Origin of the sequence: Streptomyces sp. Je 1-332 (genome assembly GCF_040730185.1) — a bacterium.
GTDB lineage: Bacteria > Actinomycetota > Actinomycetes > Streptomycetales > Streptomycetaceae > Streptomyces.
Genome location: NZ_CP160402.1, coordinates 5,498,107 through 5,521,490, shown reverse-complemented (window position 1 = coordinate 5,521,490; position 23,384 = coordinate 5,498,107). Strand labels below are relative to the sequence as shown.

Annotated in this window: 21 protein-coding genes and 1 pseudogene; 12 read left to right on the top strand and 10 right to left on the bottom strand. The window is 68.8% G+C overall.

The features are described 5' to 3' along the window. Positions 1 to 97: 97 nt before the first annotated feature. A complete protein-coding gene (locus tag ABXJ52_RS25145; RefSeq protein ID WP_367049250.1) occupies positions 98 to 751 on the bottom strand; it encodes a rhomboid-like protein in 654 nt (217 codons plus the stop codon). A gap of 263 nt (positions 752 to 1,014) precedes the next feature. On the opposite strand from ABXJ52_RS25145, the gene ABXJ52_RS25140 reads away from it, so the two are divergent. The 5 genes from ABXJ52_RS25140 to ABXJ52_RS25120 all read left to right on the top strand — a co-directional run bounded on the left by ABXJ52_RS25140 (position 1,015) and on the right by ABXJ52_RS25120 (position 8,024). Further along, positions 1,015 to 1,719, top strand: coding sequence for a spermidine synthase (locus ABXJ52_RS25140; protein WP_367044933.1), 705 nt, complete (start codon positions 1,015 to 1,017; stop codon positions 1,717 to 1,719). A gap of 65 nt (positions 1,720 to 1,784) precedes the next feature. Continuing rightward, positions 1,785 to 2,525: a response regulator transcription factor gene (locus ABXJ52_RS25135; protein WP_363209230.1), complete on the top strand. Its 741-nt coding sequence runs from the start codon at positions 1,785 to 1,787 to the stop codon at positions 2,523 to 2,525. A 13-nt stretch (positions 2,526 to 2,538) separates the two neighbouring features. Beyond that, a complete protein-coding gene (locus ABXJ52_RS25130; RefSeq protein ID WP_367044932.1) occupies positions 2,539 to 3,624 on the top strand; it encodes a HAMP domain-containing sensor histidine kinase in 1,086 nt (361 codons plus the stop codon). Between the two features lie 259 nt (positions 3,625 to 3,883). Next, a complete protein-coding gene (locus ABXJ52_RS25125) occupies positions 3,884 to 7,675 on the top strand; it encodes a multifunctional oxoglutarate decarboxylase/oxoglutarate dehydrogenase thiamine pyrophosphate-binding subunit/dihydrolipoyllysine-residue succinyltransferase subunit (protein WP_367044931.1) in 3,792 nt (1,263 codons plus the stop codon). Between the two features lie 166 nt (positions 7,676 to 7,841). Continuing rightward, positions 7,842 to 8,024: a DUF6104 family protein gene (locus ABXJ52_RS25120; RefSeq protein WP_003961784.1), complete on the top strand. Its 183-nt coding sequence runs from the start codon at positions 7,842 to 7,844 to the stop codon at positions 8,022 to 8,024. Positions 8,025 to 8,085: 61 nt separating this feature from the next. Here the strand turns inward: ABXJ52_RS25120 and ABXJ52_RS25115 are convergent, their stop codons facing one another. Then, positions 8,086 to 8,925, bottom strand: coding sequence for a hypothetical protein (locus tag ABXJ52_RS25115; RefSeq protein WP_367044930.1), 840 nt, complete (start codon positions 8,923 to 8,925; stop codon positions 8,086 to 8,088). 139 nt (positions 8,926 to 9,064) lie between these two features. On the opposite strand from ABXJ52_RS25115, the gene ABXJ52_RS25110 reads away from it, so the two are divergent. Together ABXJ52_RS25110 and ABXJ52_RS25105 are read left to right on the top strand one after the other, a co-directional pair. After that, the gene (locus ABXJ52_RS25110) at positions 9,065 to 9,997 is read left to right on the top strand and encodes a DUF4097 family beta strand repeat-containing protein (protein ID WP_367044929.1); all 933 of its coding nucleotides are present in this window, start codon (positions 9,065 to 9,067) and stop codon (positions 9,995 to 9,997) included. Between the two features lies 1 nt (position 9,998). Next, positions 9,999 to 11,123 carry a helix-turn-helix transcriptional regulator gene (locus tag ABXJ52_RS25105; protein ID WP_367044928.1) on the top strand — a complete coding sequence of 375 codons (1,125 nt, stop codon included), beginning with the start codon at positions 9,999 to 10,001 and terminating at the stop codon, positions 11,121 to 11,123. Between the two features lie 97 nt (positions 11,124 to 11,220). Here the strand turns inward: ABXJ52_RS25105 and ABXJ52_RS25100 are convergent, their stop codons facing one another. The 4 genes from ABXJ52_RS25100 to ABXJ52_RS25085 all read right to left on the bottom strand — a co-directional run bounded on the left by ABXJ52_RS25100 (position 11,221) and on the right by ABXJ52_RS25085 (position 14,362). Then, positions 11,221 to 11,790 carry a Clp protease N-terminal domain-containing protein gene (locus tag ABXJ52_RS25100; RefSeq protein WP_367044927.1) on the bottom strand — a complete coding sequence of 190 codons (570 nt, stop codon included), beginning with the start codon at positions 11,788 to 11,790 and terminating at the stop codon, positions 11,221 to 11,223. After that, complete coding sequence (locus ABXJ52_RS25095) at positions 11,790 to 11,999, bottom strand: helix-turn-helix domain-containing protein (RefSeq protein WP_160507185.1); 210 nt, start codon at positions 11,997 to 11,999, stop codon at positions 11,790 to 11,792. Before ABXJ52_RS25095 ends, ABXJ52_RS25100 begins: the two co-directional genes overlap by 1 nt. A gap of 55 nt (positions 12,000 to 12,054) precedes the next feature. Continuing rightward, on the bottom strand, positions 12,055 to 13,020 hold the full coding sequence (locus ABXJ52_RS25090; protein ID WP_367044926.1) for a zinc-binding dehydrogenase: 966 nt from the start codon (positions 13,018 to 13,020) through the stop codon (positions 12,055 to 12,057). Between the two features lie 127 nt (positions 13,021 to 13,147). Further along, a complete protein-coding gene (locus ABXJ52_RS25085; protein ID WP_367044925.1) occupies positions 13,148 to 14,362 on the bottom strand; it encodes an NADP-dependent malic enzyme in 1,215 nt (404 codons plus the stop codon). Positions 14,363 to 16,852: 2,490 nt separating this feature from the next. Here ABXJ52_RS25085 and ABXJ52_RS25080 point away from each other — a divergent pair. The 3 genes from ABXJ52_RS25080 (at position 16,853) to ABXJ52_RS25070 (ending at position 19,584) form a co-directional block, all read left to right on the top strand. Then, on the top strand, positions 16,853 to 17,815 hold the full coding sequence (locus ABXJ52_RS25080) for an ABC transporter substrate-binding protein (protein WP_367044924.1): 963 nt from the start codon (positions 16,853 to 16,855) through the stop codon (positions 17,813 to 17,815). Positions 17,816 to 17,881: 66 nt separating this feature from the next. Further along, a complete protein-coding gene (locus tag ABXJ52_RS25075) occupies positions 17,882 to 18,826 on the top strand; it encodes an amino acid ABC transporter permease (protein WP_367044923.1) in 945 nt (314 codons plus the stop codon). Beyond that, on the top strand, positions 18,823 to 19,584 hold the full coding sequence (locus ABXJ52_RS25070; protein ID WP_367044922.1) for an amino acid ABC transporter ATP-binding protein: 762 nt from the start codon (positions 18,823 to 18,825) through the stop codon (positions 19,582 to 19,584). The genes ABXJ52_RS25075 and ABXJ52_RS25070 overlap by 4 nt, the downstream gene beginning before the upstream one ends. 108 nt (positions 19,585 to 19,692) lie before the next feature. Here the strand turns inward: ABXJ52_RS25070 and ABXJ52_RS25065 are convergent, their stop codons facing one another. Beyond that, on the bottom strand, positions 19,693 to 20,097 hold the full coding sequence (locus ABXJ52_RS25065) for a hypothetical protein (protein ID WP_367044921.1): 405 nt from the start codon (positions 20,095 to 20,097) through the stop codon (positions 19,693 to 19,695). Between the two features lie 177 nt (positions 20,098 to 20,274). After that, positions 20,275 to 21,036 carry a class I SAM-dependent methyltransferase gene (locus tag ABXJ52_RS25060; RefSeq protein ID WP_367044920.1) on the bottom strand — a complete coding sequence of 254 codons (762 nt, stop codon included), beginning with the start codon at positions 21,034 to 21,036 and terminating at the stop codon, positions 20,275 to 20,277. 104 nt (positions 21,037 to 21,140) lie between these two features. Here ABXJ52_RS25060 and ABXJ52_RS25055 point away from each other — a divergent pair, with 104 nt between their 5' ends. Further along, on the top strand, positions 21,141 to 21,770 hold the full coding sequence (locus ABXJ52_RS25055) for a CGNR zinc finger domain-containing protein (protein ID WP_367044919.1): 630 nt from the start codon (positions 21,141 to 21,143) through the stop codon (positions 21,768 to 21,770). Here ABXJ52_RS25055 and sodX read toward each other — a convergent pair. Continuing rightward, positions 21,674 to 22,114, bottom strand: a complete 441-nt coding sequence (gene sodX / locus ABXJ52_RS25050; protein WP_367049248.1) for a nickel-type superoxide dismutase maturation protease — start codon at positions 22,112 to 22,114, stop codon at positions 21,674 to 21,676. The two genes, ABXJ52_RS25055 and sodX, sit on opposite strands and share 97 nt — an antisense overlap. Before the next feature lie 145 nt (positions 22,115 to 22,259). Here sodX and sodN point away from each other — a divergent pair, with 145 nt between their 5' ends. Beyond that, positions 22,260 to 22,655 carry a superoxide dismutase, Ni gene (gene sodN, locus ABXJ52_RS25045; RefSeq protein WP_190081992.1) on the top strand — a complete coding sequence of 132 codons (396 nt, stop codon included), beginning with the start codon at positions 22,260 to 22,262 and terminating at the stop codon, positions 22,653 to 22,655. 217 nt (positions 22,656 to 22,872) lie between these two features. Here sodN and ABXJ52_RS25040 read toward each other — a convergent pair. Further along, positions 22,873 to 23,341: pseudogene (locus tag ABXJ52_RS25040) on the bottom strand (WbqC family protein); the annotation flags it as partial. Positions 23,342 to 23,384: the final 43 nt, after the last annotated feature.

Below are 23,384 nucleotides of genomic sequence, written 5' to 3'. Positions count from 1 at the left end.
TTGAATGTTCCCCAAGGGGTGTTCGCTGTGAGCGATCACTTCGACACGTACGTACTCGCCACGTGCGCGTACACGACACGTCCGCGTACGGGGCCCGTCAGGCCGACCGGCGCCACCGCCGCACCAGCGGCCACGTGGCGACCCCGATCGACAGGGCCAGCAAGTGGCCCCAGTTCGTCATCGGGTCCGTGAACGCGATCAGGTCGTCGATCAGCATGCCGCCGAAGCCGGCGAGCACCAGCCACCGCAGCCACGGCCTGAAGAGCCCGGCCAGCGCGCCGACGCTCGCCGCGACACCGAAGCTGATGCCGTAGTCGAGGCGGTGCAGTGAGCTGTCGGGCAGATGGCCCGCGAGGACCGAGAGGCCGACCGGAACCTCGGTCGCGAGGGTGGCCACGACATGGCCGAGCAGGAAGACGCCCGCCGTGCGCAGCGCCCCGATGCGGCGCTCCAGAGCCGTCAGGACGAGCAGGAAGCCGATCGCGTACGGCGACGCGATGCCGCCCGCGATCCAGAGCGCGCTGGCCACCAGGACGAGCAGCGGCTGCTGCGTCAGGTGCGCGACGTCCGTGCTGGAGTGCCGGTGCAGGTCCGAGACCAGGGACGGGCCGGCGTACGAGGTCAGGAGCGACGTGACGGCGAGGACCGCGGCGTAGGTGAAGGTGAAGGGCGTACCCGTGGGGGTCGGCAGGACGCGCCACAGACCGGCGACCCGCAGGCGCCGACCGGGCGCCGGCATCTCAGGGGTCATCACCTCGGGTGCGCGCTCCCGTTGTCGCGGGATGCCGTCCAGGGTGGGCGGGGCCGTCTCCTCGGGCGCCGTGGGGGCAGCCGGCACGCTCAGATCCAAGGCGGGACGCTCCTTCCGTCATGTCCACCCTTTGCCGATCTTTCCGGCAGTGTCTATGACCCGTGCCACGGCCCAGGACGCATGAGACGCAAATCACAGCAACCCGAAAGACCGTCTTCGCGTCCCCCTCGAGCCATGCCTCCACCAGTCATACCCTGGCCGCCATGCACACCCACGTCACCGCCCCCGTCGTGATCGACAGGCGTGAGGGCCCGTACGGCGAAGTCGTCCTGCGGCGCCATGGTGCGCTTCTGCAGATCATCGCCAACGGCTGCTTCCTGATGGACACTTCGGACGGCCGCTCGGAGCGGCTGCTCGTCGACGCGGCGTACGGCGCGCTCGACGACCCCGGGGAGCCGGACCTGCTCATCGGCGGCCTGGGCGTCGGCTTCTCCCTCGCCCACGCGGCGGCCGATCAGCGCTGGGGCCGCATCACGGTCGTGGAGCGCGAGCAGGCCGTCATCGACTGGCACTGCTCAGGCGTGGACGCCCCGCTGGCCGGGCTCTCCGGCGCCGCGCTGGCCGATCCGCGCACGGAGATTCTGCACACAGACCTGGTGGCGCACATCTTCGGCGCCGACGCCCTCGGCGGCACCCCGAGAACGTACGACGCGCTCTGTCTCGACATCGACAACGGCCCGGACTGGACGGTGACGGAGGACAACAACTCCCTCTATTCGCCTGCCGGTCTGGCTGCCTGTCAGGCCCGCCTCAAGCCCGGTGGAGTGCTCGCCGTGTGGTCCGCCCAGCCCTCGTCCGCTTTCGACTTCGCTCTACGGAATGCCGGATTCCAGTCGGTACGGACGGAAGAGATCCCCGTTGCCCGAGGCGTACCCGACGTGGTTCATCTCGGCGTAAGCGCTGCGTAGCCGAGGTGCCTTCGCGCCCCGTACCCTGCTGGTCGAACACAAGCGATCAGTGTCAGGGGCGGGCGATGGAGCAGACACACACCTCCCACAACGGCGCGACGGCGGCGATGCCAGGCGCCCAGCGCCGGGTTCTGGTGGTCGAGGACGATGCGACGATCGTCGACGCCATCGCCGCCCGGCTACGCGCCGAGGGTTTCGTAGTGCAAACGGCGATGGACGGTCCTTCGGCGGTCGACACCGCGCAGGCCTGGCAGCCCGATCTGCTGATCCTGGACATCATGCTGCCGGGCTTCGACGGGCTTGAAGTGTGCCGCCGGGTGCAGGCCCAGCGGCCGGTCCCGGTCCTCATGCTGACGGCGCGCGACGACGAGACGGACATGCTGGTCGGGCTCGGAGTCGGCGCCGACGACTACATGACCAAGCCGTTCTCCATGCGGGAGCTCGCGGCCCGCGTGCACGTCCTGCTGCGCAGGGTCGAGCGGGCCGCCCTGGCCGCGACCACCCCGCGCAGCGGCATCCTGCGGCTCGGCGAGCTGGAGATCGACCACGCCCAGCGGCGGGTCAGGGTCCGCAGCGAGGACGTCCATCTGACGCCGACGGAGTTCGACCTCCTGGTCTGCCTGGCCAACACCCCCCGCGCGGTCCTCTCCCGCGAGCAGCTGCTCGCCGAGGTGTGGGACTGGGCGGACGCGTCGGGCACCCGGACCGTCGACAGCCACATCAAGGCGCTGCGCCGGAAGATCGGCGCCGAGCGGATCCGTACGGTGCACGGCGTCGGGTACGCCCTGGAGACCCCGACCCCCTGAGGTGACCGTTCCGATGACAGGTCCCTTCGGCGGGCTGCGGCCGTTCTCCATCAAGACCAAGCTCGGCACCCTGGTGGTCGTCTCGGTCTTCATCACCACGGGTCTGCTGATGGTGGCGATGAAGACGGAGACGGAGCTGCGCTTCATCACCGTCTTCTCGGTGATCGCCACGCTGCTGATCACGCAGTTCGTGGCGCACAGCCTCACCGCGCCCCTGGACGAGATGAACTCCGTGGCGCGTGCCGTCTCGCACGGCGACTACACGCGCCGGGTGCGCGGCGCCGACCGCCGCGACGAGCTGGGCGACGTGGCCACCACGATCAACCGCATGGCGGACGACCTGGAGGCCCAGGACCAGCAGCGCAAGGAGCTGGTCGCCAACGTCTCGCACGAACTGCGCACCCCCATCGCGGCGCTGCGCGCGGTCCTGGAGAACGTCGTCGACGGAGTGTCCGCCGCCGACCCGGAGACCATGCGTACGGCCCTGAAGCAGACGGAGCGGCTCGGGCGGCTCGTGGAGACGCTGCTCGACCTGTCCCGCCTGGACAACGGCGTCGTACCGCTGCACGCCCGCCGCTTCGAGGTGTGGCCCTATCTGTCGGGTGTCCTGAAGGAGGCCAACATGGTGGCCTCCGCGCGCGCGGGCATCGCGTCGGGCTCCGGCAGCCACACACGGACGGACGTGCACCTGCACCTGGACGTCACGCCGCCCGAGCTGACCGCGCACGCGGACGCCGAGCGGCTGCACCAGGTGGTGGCCAACCTCATCGACAACGCGGTCAAGCACAGCCCGCCGCACGGCCGCGTCACCGTACGCGCCCGGCGCGGCCTCTACCCCGAGTCCCTGGACCTGGAGGTCCTCGACGAGGGCCCCGGCATCCCGGAGTCGGAGTGGCACCGCGTCTTCGAGCGCTTCAACCGCGGCAGCCACGCCAACACACCTCCGTCGGGCCCCGGCAGCGACGGCGGCACCGGGCTCGGGCTCGCCATCGCGCGCTGGGCGGTCGACATGCACGGCGGGCACATCGGTGTGGCTGAATCCCCTCGCGGCTGCCGCATCCAGGTCACTCTTCCGGGCCTGCCCGAAGTGCGAAGTTGACGTAGGGTTCGAAACGGAAGCGATTCGCGGGCGCATCGGAAGCGCGCCCGGGTGACGCCACCGCGCAGGGCACGGCCCGCGCGGCCCTCCTGCGTTCCGGAACCTCGCTTGTTTCCCGCCATTTCAGCCGCCGAAACCATCCGCCCGATGTGACTTACGCGACGGATGACGGGCCCGGCCTGCACCTGGCGGCGATGGAGGCGTAGCCTTGATTCCCGCTGTCCATCACCTTGTGAAGCGGAAGAGGGCGGTTACCGCCGTGTCGTCACAGTCCCCCAGTAGCTCGAGCATCTCGACCGACCAAGACGGGCAAGGCAAGAGCCCTGCTGCTGCCTTCGGTCCCAATGAGTGGCTCGTCGACGAGATCTATCAGCAGTACCTCCAGGACCCGAATTCGGTCGACCGAGCCTGGTGGGACTTCTTCGCCGACTACAAGCCAGGAGCGAGCAGCTCACCTGCCGCTGCCCCGGCCAAGCCGGCGGGTGACGCAGCCGCGGGGGCTGCGGCCACCACGTCCCCCGCAGCTCCCGCCGCAGCCGCTCCGGCTGCTCCCGCGAAGCCCGCGCCCGCCGCGCCCGCAGCTCCGGCTGCGAAGCCCGCGGCAGCCGCTCCGGCCCCCGCCGCCAAGCCCGCCGCCACGAAGCCCGCAGCCAAGGCGGAGCCCGCGACGGAGGCCCCGGCAGGACCCGAGTACGTGACACTGCGCGGCCCCGCCGCCGCGGTCGCGAAGAACATGAACGCCTCCGTGGAGGTCCCGACGGCGACGTCGGTCCGCGCGGTCCCGGTGAAGCTGCTCTTCGACAACCGCATCGTCATCAACAACCACCTCAAGCGCGCCCGCGGCGGGAAGATCTCCTTCACGCACCTCATCGGGTACGCGATGGTGCAGGCCATCAAGGCCATGCCGTCGATGAACTACTCCTTCGTGCAGAAGGACGGCAAGCCGACGCTGGTCAAGCCGGAGCACGTGAACTTCGGCCTCGCCATCGACCTCGTGAAGCCCAACGGCGACCGCCAGCTGGTCGTCGCGGGCATCAAGAAGGCCGAGACGCTGAACTTCTTCGAGTTCTGGCAGGCCTACGAGGACATCGTCCGCCGCGCTCGCGACGGCAAGCTCGGCATGGACGACTTCACCGGCGTCACGGTCTCGCTGACCAACCCCGGCGGCCTCGGCACCGTCCACTCGGTCCCGCGCCTGATGCCCGGACAGTCGGTCATCATGGGCGTCGGCTCGATGGACTACCCCGCGGAGTTCCAGGGCACCTCCCAGGACACCCTGAACAAGCTCGGCATCTCGAAGGTCATGACGCTCACGTCGACCTACGACCACCGGGTGATCCAGGGCGCCGCTTCGGGCGAGTTCCTGCGGATCGTCGCGAACCTGCTGCTCGGCGAGCAGGACTTCTACGACGAGATCTTCAAGGCGCTGCGGATCCCGTACGAGCCGGTCCGCTGGCTCAAGGACATCGACGCCTCGCACGACGACGACGTCACGAAGGCCGCCCGCGTCTTCGAGCTGATCCACTCCTACCGCGTCCGCGGCCACGTCATGGCCGACACGGACCCGCTGGAGTACAAGCAGCGCAAGCACCCCGACCTGGACATCACCGAGCACGGCCTCACCCTGTGGGACCTGGAGCGGGAGTTCGCGGTCGGCGGCTTCGCCGGCAAGTCGATGATGAAGCTGCGCGACATCCTGGGCGTGCTGCGTGAGTCGTACTGCCGCACCACCGGCATCGAGTTCATGCACATCCAGGACCCGAAGCAGCGCAAGTGGCTGCAGGACCGCATCGAGCGCGCGCACGCCACGAAGCCCGAGCGCGAGGAGCAGCTGCGCATTCTGCGCCGGCTGAACGCCGCCGAGGCCTTCGAGACGTTCCTCCAGACGAAGTACGTCGGCCAGAAGCGCTTCTCCCTGGAGGGCGGCGAGTCCGTCATCCCGCTGCTCGACGCCGTGCTCGACAGCGCCGCCGAGTCCCGCCTCGACGAGGTCGTCATCGGCATGGCCCACCGCGGCCGGCTGAACGTCCTCGCGAACATCGTGGGCAAGTCGTACGCCCAGATCTTCCGCGAGTTCGAGGGCAACATGGACCCCAAGTCCATGCACGGCTCCGGCGACGTGAAGTACCACCTGGGCGCCGAGGGCACCTTCACCGGCCTGGACGGCGAGCAGATCAACGTCTCGCTCGCGGCGAACCCGTCCCACCTGGAGACGGTCGACCCGATCATCGAGGGCATCGTCCGCGCCAAGCAGGACATCATCAACAAGGGCGGCACGGACTTCACGGTCCTGCCGGTCGCCCTGCACGGTGACGCGGCCTTCGCGGGCCAGGGTGTGGTCGCCGAGACGCTCAACATGTCGCAGCTGCGCGGCTACCGCACGGGCGGCACGGTCCACATCGTCATCAACAACCAGGTCGGCTTCACCGCCGCCCCGGAGTCGTCGCGCTCCTCCATGTACGCCACGGACGTGGCCCGCATGATCGAGGCGCCGATCTTCCACGTGAACGGCGACGACCCCGAGGCCGTCGTCCGCATCGCGCGGCTCGCCTTCGAGTTCCGTCAGGCGTTCAACAAGGACGTCGTGATCGACCTCATCTGCTACCGCCGCCGCGGTCACAACGAGTCGGACAACCCGGCGTTCACGCAGCCGCTGATGTACGACCTGATCGACAAGAAGCGCTCGGTGCGCAAGCTCTACACCGAGTCCCTCATCGGTCGCGGCGACATCACCCTGGAAGAGGCCGAGCAGGCCCTGCAGGACTTCCAGGGGCAGCTGGAGAAGGTCTTCACGGAGGTCCGCGAGGCCATCTCGCAGCCCGCCGAGGCCGAGGTCCCGGCCCCGGAGGCCGAGTTCCCGGTGAACGTCGACACGTCGATCACCCAGGAAGTCGTCAAGCGGATCGCCGAGTCCCAGGTCAACATCCCCGACCGGGTCACCGTCCACCCGCGTCTGCTGCCGCAGCTGCAGCGCCGCGCGTCGATGGTCGAGGAAGGCACGATCGACTGGGGCATGGGCGAGACCCTGGCCATCGGTTCGCTGCTCCTGGAGGGCACGCCGGTCCGCCTGTCGGGCCAGGACTCGCGTCGTGGCACGTTCGGTCAGCGCCACGCGGTCCTCATCGACCGCGAGACGGGCGAGGACTTCACGCCGCTCCTGTACCTCTCCGAGGACCAGGCGCGCTACAACGTCTACGACTCGCTCCTGTCCGAGTACGCGGTGATGGGCTTCGAGTACGGCTACTCGCTGGCCCGCCCCGAGTCCCTCGTCATGTGGGAAGCGCAGTTCGGTGACTTCGTCAACGGCGCGCAGACAGTGGTGGACGAGTACATCTCGGCCGCCGAGCAGAAGTGGAACCAGCACTCCGGCGTCACGCTGCTGCTTCCGCACGGCTACGAGGGCCAGGGCCCGGACCACAGCTCCGCCCGCATCGAGCGCTTCCTCCAGCTGTGCGCGCAGAACAACATGACGGTCGCGATGCCGACCCTCCCGTCGAACTACTTCCACCTCCTGCGGTGGCAGGTGCACAACCCGCACCACAAGCCGCTGGTGGTCTTCACCCCGAAGTCGATGCTGCGCCTCAAGGCGGCGGCCTCGAAGACGGAGGAGTTCACGACGGGCGGCTTCCGCCCGGTCATCGGCGACGACACGGTCGACGCCTCAGCGGTCCGCAAGGTCGTCTTCTGCGCCGGCAAGCTGTACTACGACCTCGAGGCCGAGCGGAAGAAGCGCGGCGACACGGGCACCGCGATCATCCGTATCGAGCGTCTGTACCCGCTGCCGGGTGCCGAGCTCCAGGCGGAGATCGCGAAGTACCCGAACGCCGAGAAGTACCTGTGGGCGCAGGAGGAGCCGGCGAACCAGGGCGCGTGGCCCTTCATCGCCCTCAACCTCATCGACCACCTGGACCTGGCGGTCGGCGCGGACATCCCGCACGGCGAGCGCCTGCGCCGCATCTCGCGGCCGCACGGCTCGTCCCCGGCGGTCGGCTCGAAGAAGCGCCACGAGCAGGAGCAGGAACAGCTCCTGAACGAGGTCTTCGAGGCGTGAGCCTGAACAGCTGAACAGTCCGTACGCCGGTGGGCCCGGCCCCGAGTGCTTGTCACCCGGGGCCGGGCCCACCGGCGTATCGGCTTATCCTGGACGTCCGTCCAGCACACATCGACCGGTCCAGCACACATCGACCGTCAGTCGTTCTTGAATCGCGGAGCCTGTCATGTACTTCACCGACCGTGGCATCGAGGAACTGGAGAAGCGGCGCGGCGAGGAGGAAGTCACCTTCGAGTGGCTCGCCGAACAGCTCCGCACCTTCGTGGACCTCAACCCCGACTTCGAGGTCCCGGTCGAACGCCTGGCGACGTGGCTGGCCCGTCTGGACGACGAGGACGAGGACGAGTAGGGGTTCGGTCCCCTCGGCGGATCCCTTCCGCAACGGCTTCAGTCCCAGCCCTCCGGCGACATCAGCCCCCCGTGGGCCCCGGGTCGGCCGCCCGCACCCTGTCGTACGCGAGGCCCAGCGAGCCGTGCACCAGCAGGAGCGTCCCCGCGGCGGCCCAGCCGCCGCTGCGCCGTCGTGCGGCCCATGCCAGGAGCGGCAGGGCGGCGGCCATCTGAGCCACGGCGATGGCGCGGGCCCGAGGGCCTCGTAGCCAGGGTCCGAGCGGGCCCTGTTCCACCACGTCGAGTTCCGCCCGCACCGCGTCCCGCCACCCGGACCACTCGACTTCCCGCACGCCCGGCGCCACTCGCGCGACCGTACACAGCCGGTCCGCGGGTTCACCGGGGCCGAGGCCGGACGGGAGCGTCACGCCCGCCCGCGCGAGGACGGCGAGCATGCCCAGCAGCCGCGCGCGGGCGTCGGACTCCGGGTCGGGGCGTCCCAGGGCCTCCAGGGACTGCATGTCCAGGACGGGGTCGAGGCCGAGGCGTGCGCCGAAGGTGCGCAGGGCCTCGTCCTCACCGACGGGCATCCCGTTCGCGAGCCATACGTACTCGACGGTGCGCCGGAAGCCTGCCGCCAGAGTGCAGCCCGAGCGGTCGGCGTCCCACCACAGCGCGAGCACCGGCCAGTTCGACCCGACGGCGAGCGCGGTGGCCCATCCGGTGAGCACCCGGTCCACCGGCTCACCGCCGTGCGCCCAGGGCTTGCCCTCGGGCACGAGCACGCTCCACTCGGCGCCCGCGGGGGCGAGCAGCATCTGTTCGCGCAGCAGGCGGGCGGCGGGCTCGACCACGTCGGGTTCGGCCCGGCAGAGCAGCAGCGCACCGGCGGCGGCGTGCTCGAAAGCTTCGGACGACATGAGGCCCACGCTAGGTCAAATCGGCGTATTCAGCGCTGAGGAGCGAAGGTGTCTTGACTTTCCGTAACCACGATATATCGTGTATGTGAGAGACGCGATATGGCGCGTTGTACCCAGCCCGCCCGAGGAGGTCAGCCCGATGTCAGAGTGGTCCGTCGCCGAGCCCCAGAAGCTCACGTTCGACGCCCCCGTGGAGACCCTCCATGTGCGCGTGGTCAACGGAACGGTGAACGTCGTGGGCACCGACGAAGTTTCCGCACGGCTCGAGGTCTCCGAGATCGAGGGCCCGCCCCTGACCGTCACGCAGGCCGACGGCACCCTGACCGTCGCGTATGACGACCTGCCCTGGAAGGGCTTCCTCAAGTGGCTCGACGGCAAGGGCTGGCGCCGCAGCGCCGTGGTCTCCGTGGCCGTCCCCGCGGGCACCCTCGTCGAGGTGGGCGTGGTCGGGGCGGGCGCCGTGGTCTCGGGGATCGAGGGAAGCACGGAGGTCAAGGGTGTCACCGGCGACACGACCCTCGTCGGTCTCTCGGGCCGGGTGCGCGCCCACACGGTCTCGGGCAGCCTGGAGGCACAGGGCATCACCGGCGACCTGCGGTTCAACTCGGTCTCCGGCGACCTGACGGTCTTCGAGGGCGCGGGCTCCTCCATTCGGGCCGATTCGGTGAGCGGCTCGATGATCGTGGACCTCGACCCGGCGGGCAGCCCGACCGACGTCGGGCTCCAGAGCGTCTCGGGCGAGATCGCGATACGGCTGCCCCATCCGACGGACGCGGACGTCGAGGCGAACACCGCGAGCGGCTCGGTGTCCAACGCGTTCGAGGATCTGCGGGTCAGCGGCCAGTGGGGGGCGAAGAAGATCACCGGCCGGCTGGGTTCGGGCAGCGGAAAGCTCAAGGCCACGACGGTCTCGGGGTCCATCGCGCTGCTGCGCAGGCCACCGACGGAGGAGGATCCGTCCGCCGGGGCCCCGCCGACCACCGCACCCTCGACGGACCCGTCGTACCCGTCGCACCCGACCGAGACTTCCCCGGCCGACGACGCCGCCCCGACCGACAAGAAGGTGCTCTGAGATGGCCCCCGTGTTCGCCCACGGCCGACTGCGCCTGTACCTCCTCAAGCTCCTCGACGAGGCGCCGCGCCACGGCTATGAAGTGATCCGCCTCCTGGAGGAGCGCTTCCAGGGGCTGTACGCACCTTCGGCCGGCACGGTCTACCCGCGCCTGGCGAAGCTGGAGGCCGAGGGCCTGGTCACGCACACCACAGAGGGCGGCCGCAAGGTGTACGCCATCACGGACGCAGGCCGCGCCGAACTGGCCGACCGCAGCGGTGAGCTGGCCGATCTGGAGCTGGAGATCCGCGACTCCGTCGTCGAGCTCGCCGCCGAGATCCGGGACGGCGTGCGGGGCGCGGCCGGTGAGCTCCGCCGTGAGATGCGGGAGGCGGCCAGGGAGGCGCGCGCGTCGGGCGGCGGGCCCGAGGGCACGAGCACCGGCTCCGGCTCGGGCCCGGGCTCCGGCTCCCGAACGGGCCCAAGCTCAAGCTCGCGCCCGAGCTCCGGCAAACCCTTCCCCGATCCCTCGGACTTCTTCGACGGCTCCTGGGGCGACAAGGAGGGCTGGCGGCAGGCCAAGGAGGAGTTCAAGCGCGCCAAGCAGGAGTGGAAGGAACAAGCCCGGCGGGCGAAGGACGAGAGCCGCAGGGCACGCGAGGAGGCCCAGCGCGCCCGCCGCCAGGCCCAGGACGCGCAGGAGACCGCGCGCGCCCAGGCGCAGGAGGAGGTGCAGCGCATCGCACGGCGCGTCCAGGACCAGGTGCAGGACCACTTCGCGCGGGGTGACTGGCCGACGGGGGTGCGCGAGGGCCTGACGGAACTGGCCAAGGAGTTCGGCGAGTTCGGCAAGGACCCGGGCAAGGACTTCGGCCGCAAGGGGCCGCGATCCACCGCCGAGAAGCCCAAGTTCACGTCCGCCCCCGAGGACGGGGTCCCCACGGAGTACGTCCCGGAGTGGGCCCAGGAGGACACCACCGGTAATCCGTCACGTGATCTGGACCGGCTCCTGGATCGTTTCCGTGACGACATCCGTGACGCGGCCCGGGACCACGGCGTGACGGAGGATCAACTCCGCGACGCCCGCAGCCATTTGTCGTCGGCAGCGGCACACATCGCCGCGACCCTGCGCGCACCGAGGAACTGACCTGGGCAGCCACGCAGGCCTGGGGGTCACGCAGGCCGCTCAAGCCGCCCAAGCCCGGAGGTCACGCAAGACCGCCCAGGCCCGCAGCCCCGGCGGCCTACGCGGCGCCCTCGCCGTACAGGACCCGCTCCACCGACTCGTGGGTCACGCCATGGTCAGCGAGGACCTCGCTGACAGGGCCTGGGCGGACGGTCAGGGCGAACAGGATGTGCTCGTCACCGATGTGCCGGTCCCGGCGCGCGGTGGCAATGCGCAGGGACTTCTCCAGGGTGTCCTTGGCCTCGCGGGTGAACGGCAGGTGCCCGCTCCAGCCCCGGCCCCGCCCCGGTCGCCCGGCCCTGCGGCCACCCACCAACGCGCCCACCCCGTGGGTCTCTTCGACCCGGGAGACGATCTCGGACACGTCGATGCCGAGTTCGGCCAGCGCCGCCGCGTCGGCCTGCGAGAGACCGCCGCGGCGCCGCGCCTCGCCCAGCGCGCCCTCGATCGACGCCCGGCGGCGTGTGGCGCCGAGCGAGGCCAGGGCGAAGGACGCCCGGCTGGCCTCGCGGTCGAGCAGCGCGAGGAGCATGTGCCCGTCGTCGACGGAGGCCGCACCCTCGCCATCGGCATGCTCGACCGCGCCTTTGACCACGGCGCGGGCGTCCTTCGTGAACCGCTCGAACATCACTGCCTCCCGTACTTCTTGTGCACGGCCTGCCTGCTCACTCCGAGCTCCGCGGCGATCCCCTGCCACGACCAGCCCTGCTGACGCGCACTGCGCACCTGCACGGCCTCCAACTGCTCCACCAGCCTCCGCAGCGCGGAGACGGCCCGCAGTCCGACTCGTGGGTCACGGTCACCCGCACGCTCGGCGAGATCCGTAGCTTCGGTCATGCATGTCAACTTACGTTGACAAGAGGCGGATGTCAATCAAAGTTGACGCTCAAGGTCACCCGACTTCGAGCACGATCTTCCCGAACACGTCGCCGGACTCCACGCGCTCGAAGCCCTCACGTGCCCGGTCGAGCGGCAGCACCTCGTCGATGACGGGGCGCACACCCGTGGCCGCGCAGAAGGACAGCAGGTCCTCCAGCTCGTCCTTGGACCCCATCGTCGAACCGACGATCTTCAGCTCCAGGAAGAAGACCCGGGTCAGCTCCGCGTGCGAGGGCCGGTCGCCGCTGGTCGCGCCCGAGATCACCAGAGTGCCGCCCGGCTTGAGGGACTTGACGGAGTGCGACCACGTGGCCGCCCCCACCGTCTCGATGACGGCGTCCACCCGCTCCGGCAGCCGCGCCCCGGACTCGACGGCCTCCACCGCGCCCAGCTCCAGGGCCCGCTTCCGCTTGGCCTCGTCGCGGCTCGTGGCGAAGACGCGAAGCCCCGCCGCCTTGCCGAGCACGATCGCGGCCGTCGCGACACCGCCGCCCGCGCCCTGGACGAGGACCGAGTCCCCGGGGCGCACACCGGCGTTGGTGAACAGCATGCGGTACGCGGTGAGCCACGCGGTCGGCAGGCAGGCCGCCTCGGCGAACGACAGTTCCTTCGGCTTCGGCAGCACGTTCCACGTGGGGACGGACACCTGCTCGGCGAACGTCCCCTGGTACTTCTCGGTCAGGATCGAGCGGCCTTCGCCCGCGTCGACCCCGTACCCGGTCTGGCCGATGACGGAGTGCAGGACGACCTCGTTGCCGTGCTCGTCGATCCCCGCGGCGTCACAGCCGAGGATCATCGGCAGCCTCCCCTCGGGGAGGCCGACCCCGCGCAGGGACCACAGGTCATGGTGGTTGAGGGAGGCGGCCCGGACGTTCACGGTCGACCAGCCGGGCCTGGCAGCGGGGGCGGGACGATCCCCCAACTCAAGGCCGCTGAGCGGCTGGTCACGGTCGATGCGGGCGGCGTAGGCAGCGAACATGGGGTGACGATAGGCCGCGGGCCTACCCGGGCGTAACCACGCACGACTGTGACACACGCCGCGCCCCCGCCTCGTACGCGAAGGGGGCGTACGAAACGGGGGCGCGGTCACGCCTTGAAGGCACCGATCAGCGGCGAGCCACGCCTTCGGCTCGAGCGGCCGCCGCAACGGCCGCGGTGACCGCCGGGGCGACCCGCTCGTCGAACGGCGAGGGGATCACGTAGTCGGCGGAGAGTTCGTCGCCCACCACGCCGGCCAGCGCCTCCGCAGCGGCGATCTTCATCGTCTCGGTGATCCGCGAGGCCCGCACCTGCAGCGCGCCCGCGAAGATGCCGGGGAAGGCGAGCACGTTGTTGATCTGGTTCGGGTAGTCCGAGCGCCCGGTCGCGACGACAGCCGCGTACTTGTGGGCGATGTCGGGGTGCACCTCGGGGTTCGGGTTGGCCATGGCGAACACGAACGAGTTCGGCGCCATGGAGGCGACCGCGGGCTCGGGGACGGTGCCGCCCGAGACGCCGATGAACACGTCCGCACCCGCGAGGGCGCTCTCCAGCGAACCGCTGAGCCCCGCCTTGTTGGTGATCTCCGCGAGCTCACGCTTGACCGGGGTGAGGTCGTCCCGGTCCTTGCTCACGACGCCCTTGCGGTCCGCGACCGCCACATCGCCGAGGCCCGCCTCGAGCAGGAACTTGGCGATGGCGACACCGGCCGCGCCCGCGCCGGAGATCACGGCACGCAGCTCACCGAGCGTGCGCCCGGTCAGCCGTGCCGCGTTCCGCAGCGCGGCGAGCGTGACGACCGCCGTGCCGTGCTGGTCGTCGTGGAAGACGGGAATGTCGAGCCGCTCCTGGAGCTTGCGCTCGATCTCGAAGCAGCGCGGCGCCGAGATGTCCTCGAGGTTCACACCGCCGAAGGACGGTGCCATGCGCACCACGGTCTCGACGATCTCGTCCGCGTCCGTCGTCGCGAGCGCGATCGGAACGGCGTCCACGCCACCGAACTGCTTGAAAAGAATGGCCTTGCCCTCCATCACGGGGAGGGAGGCCTCGGGGCCGATGTCACCGAGGCCGAGCACGGCCGTGCCGTCGGTGACCACGGCCACGACGTTCGACTTCCATGTGTAGTCGTTCACCAGCTCCGGCTGCTCGGCGATCGCGGTGCACACTTTCGCGACGCCGGGCGTGTACGCCAGGGACAGGTCGTCCTTGTCCCGCACGGGCACGGTGGCCTGCACGGCCATCTTGCCGCCACGGTGCAACGCGAACGCCGGATCGAAGGGCTCTTCAGCGCCTTCGTGACCCGTATTGCTGTCGCTGCGAGGATTGACGATCTCCGCTGCCACTTGTCTTACCCCTTAAGTCTTAAATCATCAGTTGAGGGTGTCCACTCCTGGTTGAGAAGTGGGCGGGCACCGCGTCTGTGCCCCGCCTGTCGGCGGGGGGAGGTACAGACACGCGAGCGCGCCGCACACGCGCCCTGGGCCCCGGATGAGGGGTGTAGCCAACCTTTCTACCTGAAGGCAGTGGGCGCGGGCGAGTGACATTGGTTTCAGCGACTCCGCAGGTAGCCCTTGAAGCCGGAACAGATGTTCTTGATCCGGACGGGTGACCTTCCGCAGCTGGCCTCGTTGAGCTGTTCGACGCGGGAAGAAGCGGCTGGACGAGGGGCTGGTACATGGCAAGCAAGAGGGCGAGCCGGGTGACTGAACCGGGTGGCCGGAAGCCGCTGCGCCCGCTGGCCTCTCCGGTCCCGGTGCCCGCTCCGGCGGGGGCCTCGGTCCGAACCCGGCTCCATCTCTCTGTCGAGGAGTCGGGGCTCCTTTGGGAGCTCGGGTGCTTCTTGGGTTCCCTAGCCTCCAAGGATCTGGCCGCCAGGTGCAGCGACGGGCGGGCGGAGCAGTCCGCCGATCGTTCGCGGCGGTGGGCGGAGCGCAAACGATCCCTCACGAAGGTCACGTCGTCCCGATGGGCCGGGTCGATCACCGGTTGGGTGAACGGGCAGTACGCGGCCCGGCGCGAGGCCCAGGCTCGGGAGGCCGCCGAGCTCCGGCGGGCCATCGGTCTGATCGAGCAGCGGCTTGTGCTCCCGCTCAGGAGCAAGGGCGCCAAGGGGCGGCCCGGTGGGTACAGGTCCCGATCCGAGCGCCGGGGCAAGCAGATTCGACTGGCTCACCTCATAGCCCGTCTGACCCGGGTCGAGGCGGATCGTGCGGTCGGCGTACTACACATGGTGCGCGGCGGGCGGAGTCGGGCGAACGCACGGCATCACCTGTCCGGTGACGGCGGGGCTCTGACGGCCTGGCGTGCGGAGTGGGAAGCCTCACGGTTGTTTCTGCAGGCTGATGGCGAAGCTGGCAAGCCCGGCGGGAACGACACGATCCGGGTCGACAGTGAGGGCCGGCTCTCGATCCGCCTGCCCAAGGCCTTGGAGCACTACGCGAACGCACCGTACGGCCGATACGTCCTCGCTGCTCCCGTACGGTTCGCCTGGCGCAGCGGCGAGTGGGCTCAAAGGCAGGCGGAGGGCGCTGCGCTGGCTTATCGGATCGCCTTTGATCCCACACGGGGTGGGCGCTGGTACGTGACGTGCTCCTGGACGGCAGCGCAGACAGTCACCCGGAGCTCTCGAAGCCCACAGCCGAACAGCGACGGGGCGGCTTTGAAGGCCGCGTTGGCCCGTGGTGCTGCCGGAGTCGACCTGAACGCCGACCACCTGGTCGTATGGCGGCTCGACGAGCATGGCAATCCGGTGGGCCGCCCCAGGGACTTTCCTTTCGACTTGTCGGGCACCGGCTCGCACCGCGATGCTCAGATCCGTCAGACGATCACCAGGTTGCTGAGGTGGTGCGGCAAGCATGGTGTGGGGGCGCTGGTCATCGAGGATCTGGACTTCACCGGCTCCAAGTCCCGCGACCGGCATGGCCACAGGAAGTTCCGGCATCTGATCTCCGCCTTCCCCACCGCGATCTTCAAGGGGCGGCTGCGGGGCATGGCGACCCGGGCCGGGATGGATCTGGTGGCGGTAGACCCGGCGTACTCGTCGATCTGGGGTGACCAGCACTGGCGGACGCCGACGTCCACGTCGAACCATGAGACCACCCGTCACCAGGCCGCGAGCCTGGTGATCGGACGGCGCGCCTTCGGATACAGCGCGCGACGACGCAGGCCTGTTCCGGCCCCCGTGGGAGCCAGAGCAGGAGCGGCCCACTGTCACCGGAGTGATGGCAGTGGACACCGCGACCGTGCGGCGAGCAGGTGTCCGGTGGAGCGAGGGACCCCCGCACCCGTCCCCGACCCTGGTGGGTCGGGCAGACCGGGGCCGAGCCCTGGTCCGGGGACCGCGTACGCGATGCGCAGGCCCCAACGGGAGGATCCAAGATCGAGAAATGGGGGAACCAGCCTGTCCCCAACCGTTCGGGACAGGCCGCTGACCAGCGCTCAGGGGAACCGGAGCCCGCTGGCCACTCAGCGATCAAGAACGGTGTAACGCACCTTTCCAGCACCCCCACCAGCCGCCGAGCAGCCGGCTCATCTCAACAACGGGCGACGTCCCCTGCCCGACTTTTCCGGCGAGCGCACGACGCCGGTCCACATCGCGAGATTCACCCGAGATTCCTCGAACATCTCAAATGGCGGTACTTCGTTCGCTGCCGGTTCGGACCAGTTGTCCCAACCTGTCTAGGTGCCGCGATCACCCGTTATCCGATTTTGACATCTCTGGCACCCAGAATCGGACGGTCCGAATGGCAAGATGCCGTCATCACACGAGGTCGCGACACCCGAAGGTGTGTGCACGACCGCTCGGCAACTCCCTCATCCGCCGGAGGACCCTCATGACCGCACGCTCCATTTGTCGTACCACCGCCGGTAAGTCCGCGAAGTCCCGGATGGCCACGGTCGGCGCGATCGCGGTCGCCGGCGCGCTGCTGCTGACCGGCTGCGGTGACCAGACCAAGAGCAAGGACGAGGGCGGCGAGAAGGTGAGCAACGCGCCGCTCGCCGACAAGCTCCCCAAGGACATCCGTGACGCGGGTGTCATCAAGGTCGGTTCGGACATCGCGTACCCGCCCGTCGAGTTCAAGGACAAGTCGGGCAAGACCGTCGGCATCGACCCCGACCTCGGCGAAGCCCTCGGCAAGCAGCTCGGCGTGGAGTTCCAGTTCGAGAACGGCACGTTCGACACGTTGATCACCGGACTGCGCTCCAAGCGATACGACATCGCCATGTCCGCGATGACCGACACCAAGAACCGCCAGGAAGGTGTCGACGAGGAGACCGGCAAGAAGGTGGGTGAGGGGGTCGACTTCGTCGACTACTTCACTGCCGGCGTCTCGATCTACACCAAGAAGGGCGAGGGCGAGGGCATCAAGACCTGGGCCGACCTCTGCGGCAAGAAGATCGTCCTCCAGCGCGGCACCGTCTCGCACGACCTGGCCAAGGCCGAGTCGAAGAAGTGCAAGGGCGGCAAGGACATCGCGATCGAGTCCTTCGACAACGACCAGCAGGCCCAGACCCGGCTGCGCTCCGACGGCGCCGACGCCGGCTCCTCCGACTTCCCGGTCGCCGCGTACGCGGTGAAGACCTCGGGCGGCGGCAAGGACTTCGAGTTGGTCGGCGAGCAGGTCGAGGCCGCTCCGTACGGCATCGCGATCTCCAAGAAGACCCCCGAGCTGCGCGACGCGATCAAGGCCGCGCTCGACGCCATCATCAAGAACGGCGAGTACGGCAAGATCATCTCGAAGTGGGGCGTCGAGGACGGCGCGGTCAAGGAAGCCAAGATCAACGGCGGCAAGTGACCACGAATCACGCGTGGTTCACGTATCCGTGCCCCCCTCCTCTCAAGCCGTTGAAAGGCACCACCCGTGACTGCTGACGTACGCAAGTCAGACTCAGGCAACCCTCCGCCACCGCCACCTTCGGGCCCCGAGGCCATCAGGGCCGTCCCGGTCAGGCACTACGGTCGATACTTCTCCGCGCTGATCGCCCTCGCCGCATTCGGAATAGTCATCTATGCCTTCGGGCAGGGTGACATCAAATGGGACACCGTTCCCGACTACTTCTTTGATGACCGCATTCTCCGCGGAATGGGCCAGACTCTCCTGCTCACCGTGCTCTCGATGTTGATCGGTGTGTCAGGTGGTGTCCTGCTCGCCGTGATGCGCATGTCACGGAACCCGGTGACCTCTTCGATCGCCTGGTTCTACATCTGGTTCTTCCGCGGTACTCCGGTCCTGGTCCAGCTCTTCGTGTGGTTCAACCTCGGCCTGGTCTTCGACACCATCAACCTCGGGCCGGTCTACAAGGACGAATGGTCCGACTTCATGACGCCGCTTCTGACGGCGTTGCTCGGCCTCGGCCTGAATGAAGCGGCGTACATGGCGGAGATCTGCCGCGCCGGTCTGTTGTCTGTCGACGAGGGACAGACCGAGGCCTCCCACGCGCTCGGCATGAGCCATGCCAAGACCCTCCGGCGGATCGTGATCCCGCAGGCAATGCGCGTCATCGTGCCGCCGACCGGTAACGAAGTCATCAACATGCTGAAGACGACCTCGCTGGTTGCTGCGGTCCAATTCAATGAGCTGTTCCGATATGCCCAGGACATCGGGCAGAATTCTGGCGCACCGGTGGAGATGTACTTCACTGCAGCCGCCTGGTACTTGATCATGACGTCCATCCTCAGCTTCGGTCAGTACTACCTGGAGCGCTATTACGCGCGCGGCTCCAGCCGCACTCTGCCGCAGACTCCGCTGCAAAAGGTCAGGGTCAGTTTGCTCTCCCTGGGCCGCCCGAAGGGGGGCATGGCATGACTGCCATGGTGAAAGCTGAGGGCGTCCACAAGTCCTTCGGTCACGTAGAAGTACTGAAGGGCATCGACCTGGAGGTCAAGTCGGGCGAGGTCTTCTGCCTCATCGGCCCGTCCGGCTCCGGCAAGTCGACGTTCCTGCGCTGCATCAACCACCTGGAGAAGATCAACGCCGGCCGGCTCTACGTCGACGGCGAACTGGTCGGCTACCGGCAGAAGGGAGACAAGCTGTACGAGCTCAAGGACAGCGAAGTCGCCCTCAAGCGCCGGGACATCGGCATGGTCTTCCAGCGCTTCAACCTCTTCCCGCACATGACGGCCCTAGAGAACGTCATGGAGGCGCCGGTCCAGGTCAAGGGCGAGTCGAAGGCGGCGGCGAGGGAGCGCGCCGGGCAGCTCCTGGAGCGGGTGGGCCTCGCCGACAAGGCGAAGAACTACCCCTCGCAGCTCTCGGGCGGCCAGCAGCAGCGGGTGGCCATCGCCCGCGCGCTCGCGATGGAACCGAAGCTGATGCTCTTCGACGAGCCGACGTCGGCGCTCGACCCGGAGCTCGTCGGTGACGTGCTCGACGTCATGCGCGACCTCGCGGAGTCCGGCATGACGATGATCGTCGTCACGCACGAGATGGGCTTCGCGCGCGAGGTCGGCGACAGCCTCGTCTTCATGGACGAGGGCGTGGTGGTCGAATCCGGCAATCCGCGTGATGTTCTCTCGAACCCTCGTCAGGAACGAACCCAGTCGTTCCTCTCCAAGGTGCTCTAGAGGAAATAGGCTCGCGCCATTGAAGAGCAGAGCACACAAATTTGGGCCCAGATCGCTCTGATCTGGGCCCAAATTGCACGTTACCCCGAGCGCCTACGGATGCAGGACCTACCTGGGGGTGATGTAGCCACGGAGAGTGGGGCTGATATTCGCGCTCGTGCCGTGCGCACCGTTACGCGTCATACCCACGAACTCGAGGTAGTTGTTCTTGCCTTCTCTGAAGTTGTAGTTGCATATCTTGGCGCCATTCATGGCGCCGTCCGCGTCGTGGCACTCACCGGTCCGACCGGATCCGTCATGCGCCACCCACTTCACGACTATCCTGCGGTGATCCTCCCGATAGTCGCTCATGATGAACTTGTCGCCGTTCCCGTCGAAACAGACGTCCCCGAACGACCACGTCATCAGGGGAATGCATGTCTTGCTGGTGTTGGCCTGTGCCGGAGCACCACCGATCAGGGATCCCGCCACCACGGCTCCCGTCAGGAGCGACGCCTTCAATCGAAACTTCATAAACTCCCCCTTGATTGCCGAGCGCACCTACCAAAAGCGCTCAGAGCGCGAACACCAGAACTTTCGCACACGCCCGCCCCATCGGCAAGCAATATCAATGAAAGGGAATTCACCCGATTTCTCGCAGAATGATCGGGAGTAAAAGGCGGAACTTGGCAGAACTTCCTGTGGGTGGCGCTACTTCAGGCCCAGCACCATCGCGTCCGAAGGCGAGGCCCACACCGTCCGTGCCTCACCGAAGCCCGCGTCGCGCAGCGTCCGCGCGTGCCACTCCGGCGAGGGGGTGTCGCCGTCCGCGTGCTCGCCGTAGATCTCGAAGCGTTTGGCGGTGGGCCCGGCGAGCACCGGGTCCTTGGCGGCGAGGTCCCACCAGTCCCGCCAGTCCAGGGCGCCCTCGGCCTTGGCCCGGTCCATGCGGGCGTGCCGCTGGGCCCGGTCGGCGTCGTTCAGGCGCGGGGTCGCGGGGTCGGGCATGTGGTCGGCGTTCAGGAAGACGCCGCCGTCACGCACGAGACCCGCGATCTGCCCGTAGAGGGTGGTGAGGGGCTCGCTGTGCAGCCAATGCAGGGCGGTGGCGGTGAGCACGGCGTCGTATGAGTCGTACGGGAGTTGCGCCGTCCACTCGGGGTCCTTGAGGTCCGCGGTCACGAACGTGACGCGGTCGTCCCCGGCGAAGGTGCCCTCGGCGATGGCGAGGAGCGCGGGGTCGAGGTCGACGCCGGTGCTGACCGCCTTCGGGAACCTCTTGAGCAGCCGGTCCGTAATACTCCCGGTACCGCACGCGAGGTCGAGGACGCGGGGCTCGGTGCCGACGACGGCCTCGACCATGTCCAGCATGACCCTGAACCGCTCCTCGCGGTCGGGCAGATACCACTCCTGCTGCCGGTCCCAGCTGTCCTGCCAGGCCCGCCAGTCGGCCTTGGCCGCCGTTTCCGTCATGAGAAGCCCTCCCGTACGTAATACGCTCTCGTAATACCCTAGAAGCGCGCGCAGCTGTTACTCACGCACCTGACGAAGATAGCCCGCCCCGGTAAGGACTACAAGTGGAACTGGCCTATTACTCGGACTACGCCGTACGTCTGGTCAACAGCGAGGAGCCGGGTCGCAACAAGGACGCGCTGACGTCGGTCGACGCGGTCCGTGAGCTGTTCGGAGGCAATGCGCAGGCGGCCCGTCGCGCCACGGACTCCGACGTCACCCGCTTCCGTTCGGTGCGGGCCAGGCTCAGGTCGGTCTTCGAGGCGGCCGACGGCGGGGACGAGACCCTCGCGGTCGACCTGCTGAACTCACTGCTCATGGAGTTCCCGGTCAGCCCGCAGATCTCGGGGCACGACCACCGCGACGACGGCGGCAACCCGCTGTGGCACATGCACCTCGCGGACCACCCGTCGAACGCGACGTCCGGGTACGCGGCGATCGCCGCGATGGGCCTCGCCTTCCACCTCACCGAGCACGGGGTCGACCGCCTCGGCCTGTGCGAGGCAGCGCCGTGCCGCAACGCCTACCTCGACACGTCGACGAACCGCTCCCGGCGCTACTGCTCGGACCGCTGCGCGACCCGGGCCAATGTCGCCGCCTACCGCGCCCGCAAGCGCCTGGAGACGGAGCGGTCGGCCAGCACGGGCCGCGCGGCCGAAACGGCCCAGCGCAGCAGGCTGAACGGCGAGCGCTGACCGGACCTCGACTGGGGCGGGCGGTAGCGGAACCACACCTTCCCCAGGACGAGTTCCTCGGGCACCGTGCCGTAGTCCGTGCTGTCCCCGCCCGCGTACGTGTTGTCCCCGAGCACCCACCAGCCGCCCTCGCGCCGCTCGGCGGCGCGCTTGACGACCAACAGGTCCTGCTGGAACGGATGGCGGAGCACCACCACGTCACCCGCTCGGACCCGCGCGCCCCACTGCACCACCAGGCGGTCCCCGTGGTACAGCGTGGGCACCATCGAAGGGCCGGTCACCTCGGCCGCGCCCAACGGCAGGATGGCCCTTCTGCGTTCGCTCCCCTGCGACAGCTCCGGCATCACCGCACCTCCCCCGGTCCTATCCTCCACGAGTCCCAGTCTGACCCTGGACTTTTGTCCTAAGCCCATGGGGGCACTCGCGAAAAGCCGTCTCTCACGGAGTAATGTCCCACCTGAGAAGACGATCACGAGGAAGGACCGCTGCATGCTTTCCCGCCTGTTTGCCCCCAAGGTAAAGGTCAGCGCCCACTGCGACCTCCCCTGCGGCGTGTACGACCCGGCCCAGGCCCGCATCGAGGCCGAGTCGGTCAAGGCCGTCCAGGAGAAGATGGCCGGCAACGACGACGCGCAGTTCCAGACGCGCGCCATCGGCATCAAGGAGCAGCGCGCGGAGCTCGCCAAGCACCACGTGTCGGTGCTCTGGAGCGACTACTTCAAGCCCCCGCACTTCGAGAAGTACCCGGAGCTGCACCAGCTGGTCAACGACACCCTGAAGGCCCTCTCGGCCGCCAAGGGCTCGTCGGACCCGGCCACGGGCCAGAAGGCGCTGGACTACATCGCCCAGATCGACAAGATCTTCTGGGAGACCAAGAAGGCCTGATCTTGACCTAGGCCGTTGGACCTGCACTTTCGCGGGTCTCATCGTTTACCTGACCGCACCCGGTCCGCAGGCCGCCGAGAACGGCGTCCATGACGGTCCGGGTGCGGTCTTCTTCTGGCGTCGGCCTTGAAGTCGACGTCCGACACCTTGAGGCCGAGCAACTCGCCTATGCGCAAGCCTGCTCCGGCGAGCAGCACGATCGCCGCTCGGATGAGCCGCGCGCGCCGGTCGCTGCGGCCAGGTCGGCGAGCCGCGCGGATCGGCCCGACCGGGCTGGCAGACGACTGCAGGTAAGAACCTGCCCCCCCCCAGCCGAGCAGGTCCAGCAGGACGCGGGTGGAGGTCTCGGCGACCGTCGCGGTCCTGCTCGTGTCGAAGGCGTCCAACATCAGATCCAGAGCCTCGGCGAAGGCGGGCCAGTGAACGCTGGCCCGATAGTTCTGCCGCAGCACACCTGCGGTTCTGCGGCGGGCAAGGGCGGGGCTGTCGATCACGGCGCCCCGGATGAGGGTGGGCCGTCCGCTCGGTAGGTGGGTCGGGATGGTGAGCCACTGCTGACGGGCGGGTTCATCGAGGGCAGCGAGGCGGGCTCGGTGCTGGTAGTCGCGGCGGGTGAACTGCACGTCGTCCAGGACGATCCAGTAGTCCGCCGCGAACAGCTTGGCCAGCGTGGTCAGCCGGGGCAGGAAGTTCGGCTGGTGGATGGCCCAGAGCCCGCCCGGCTCGGGC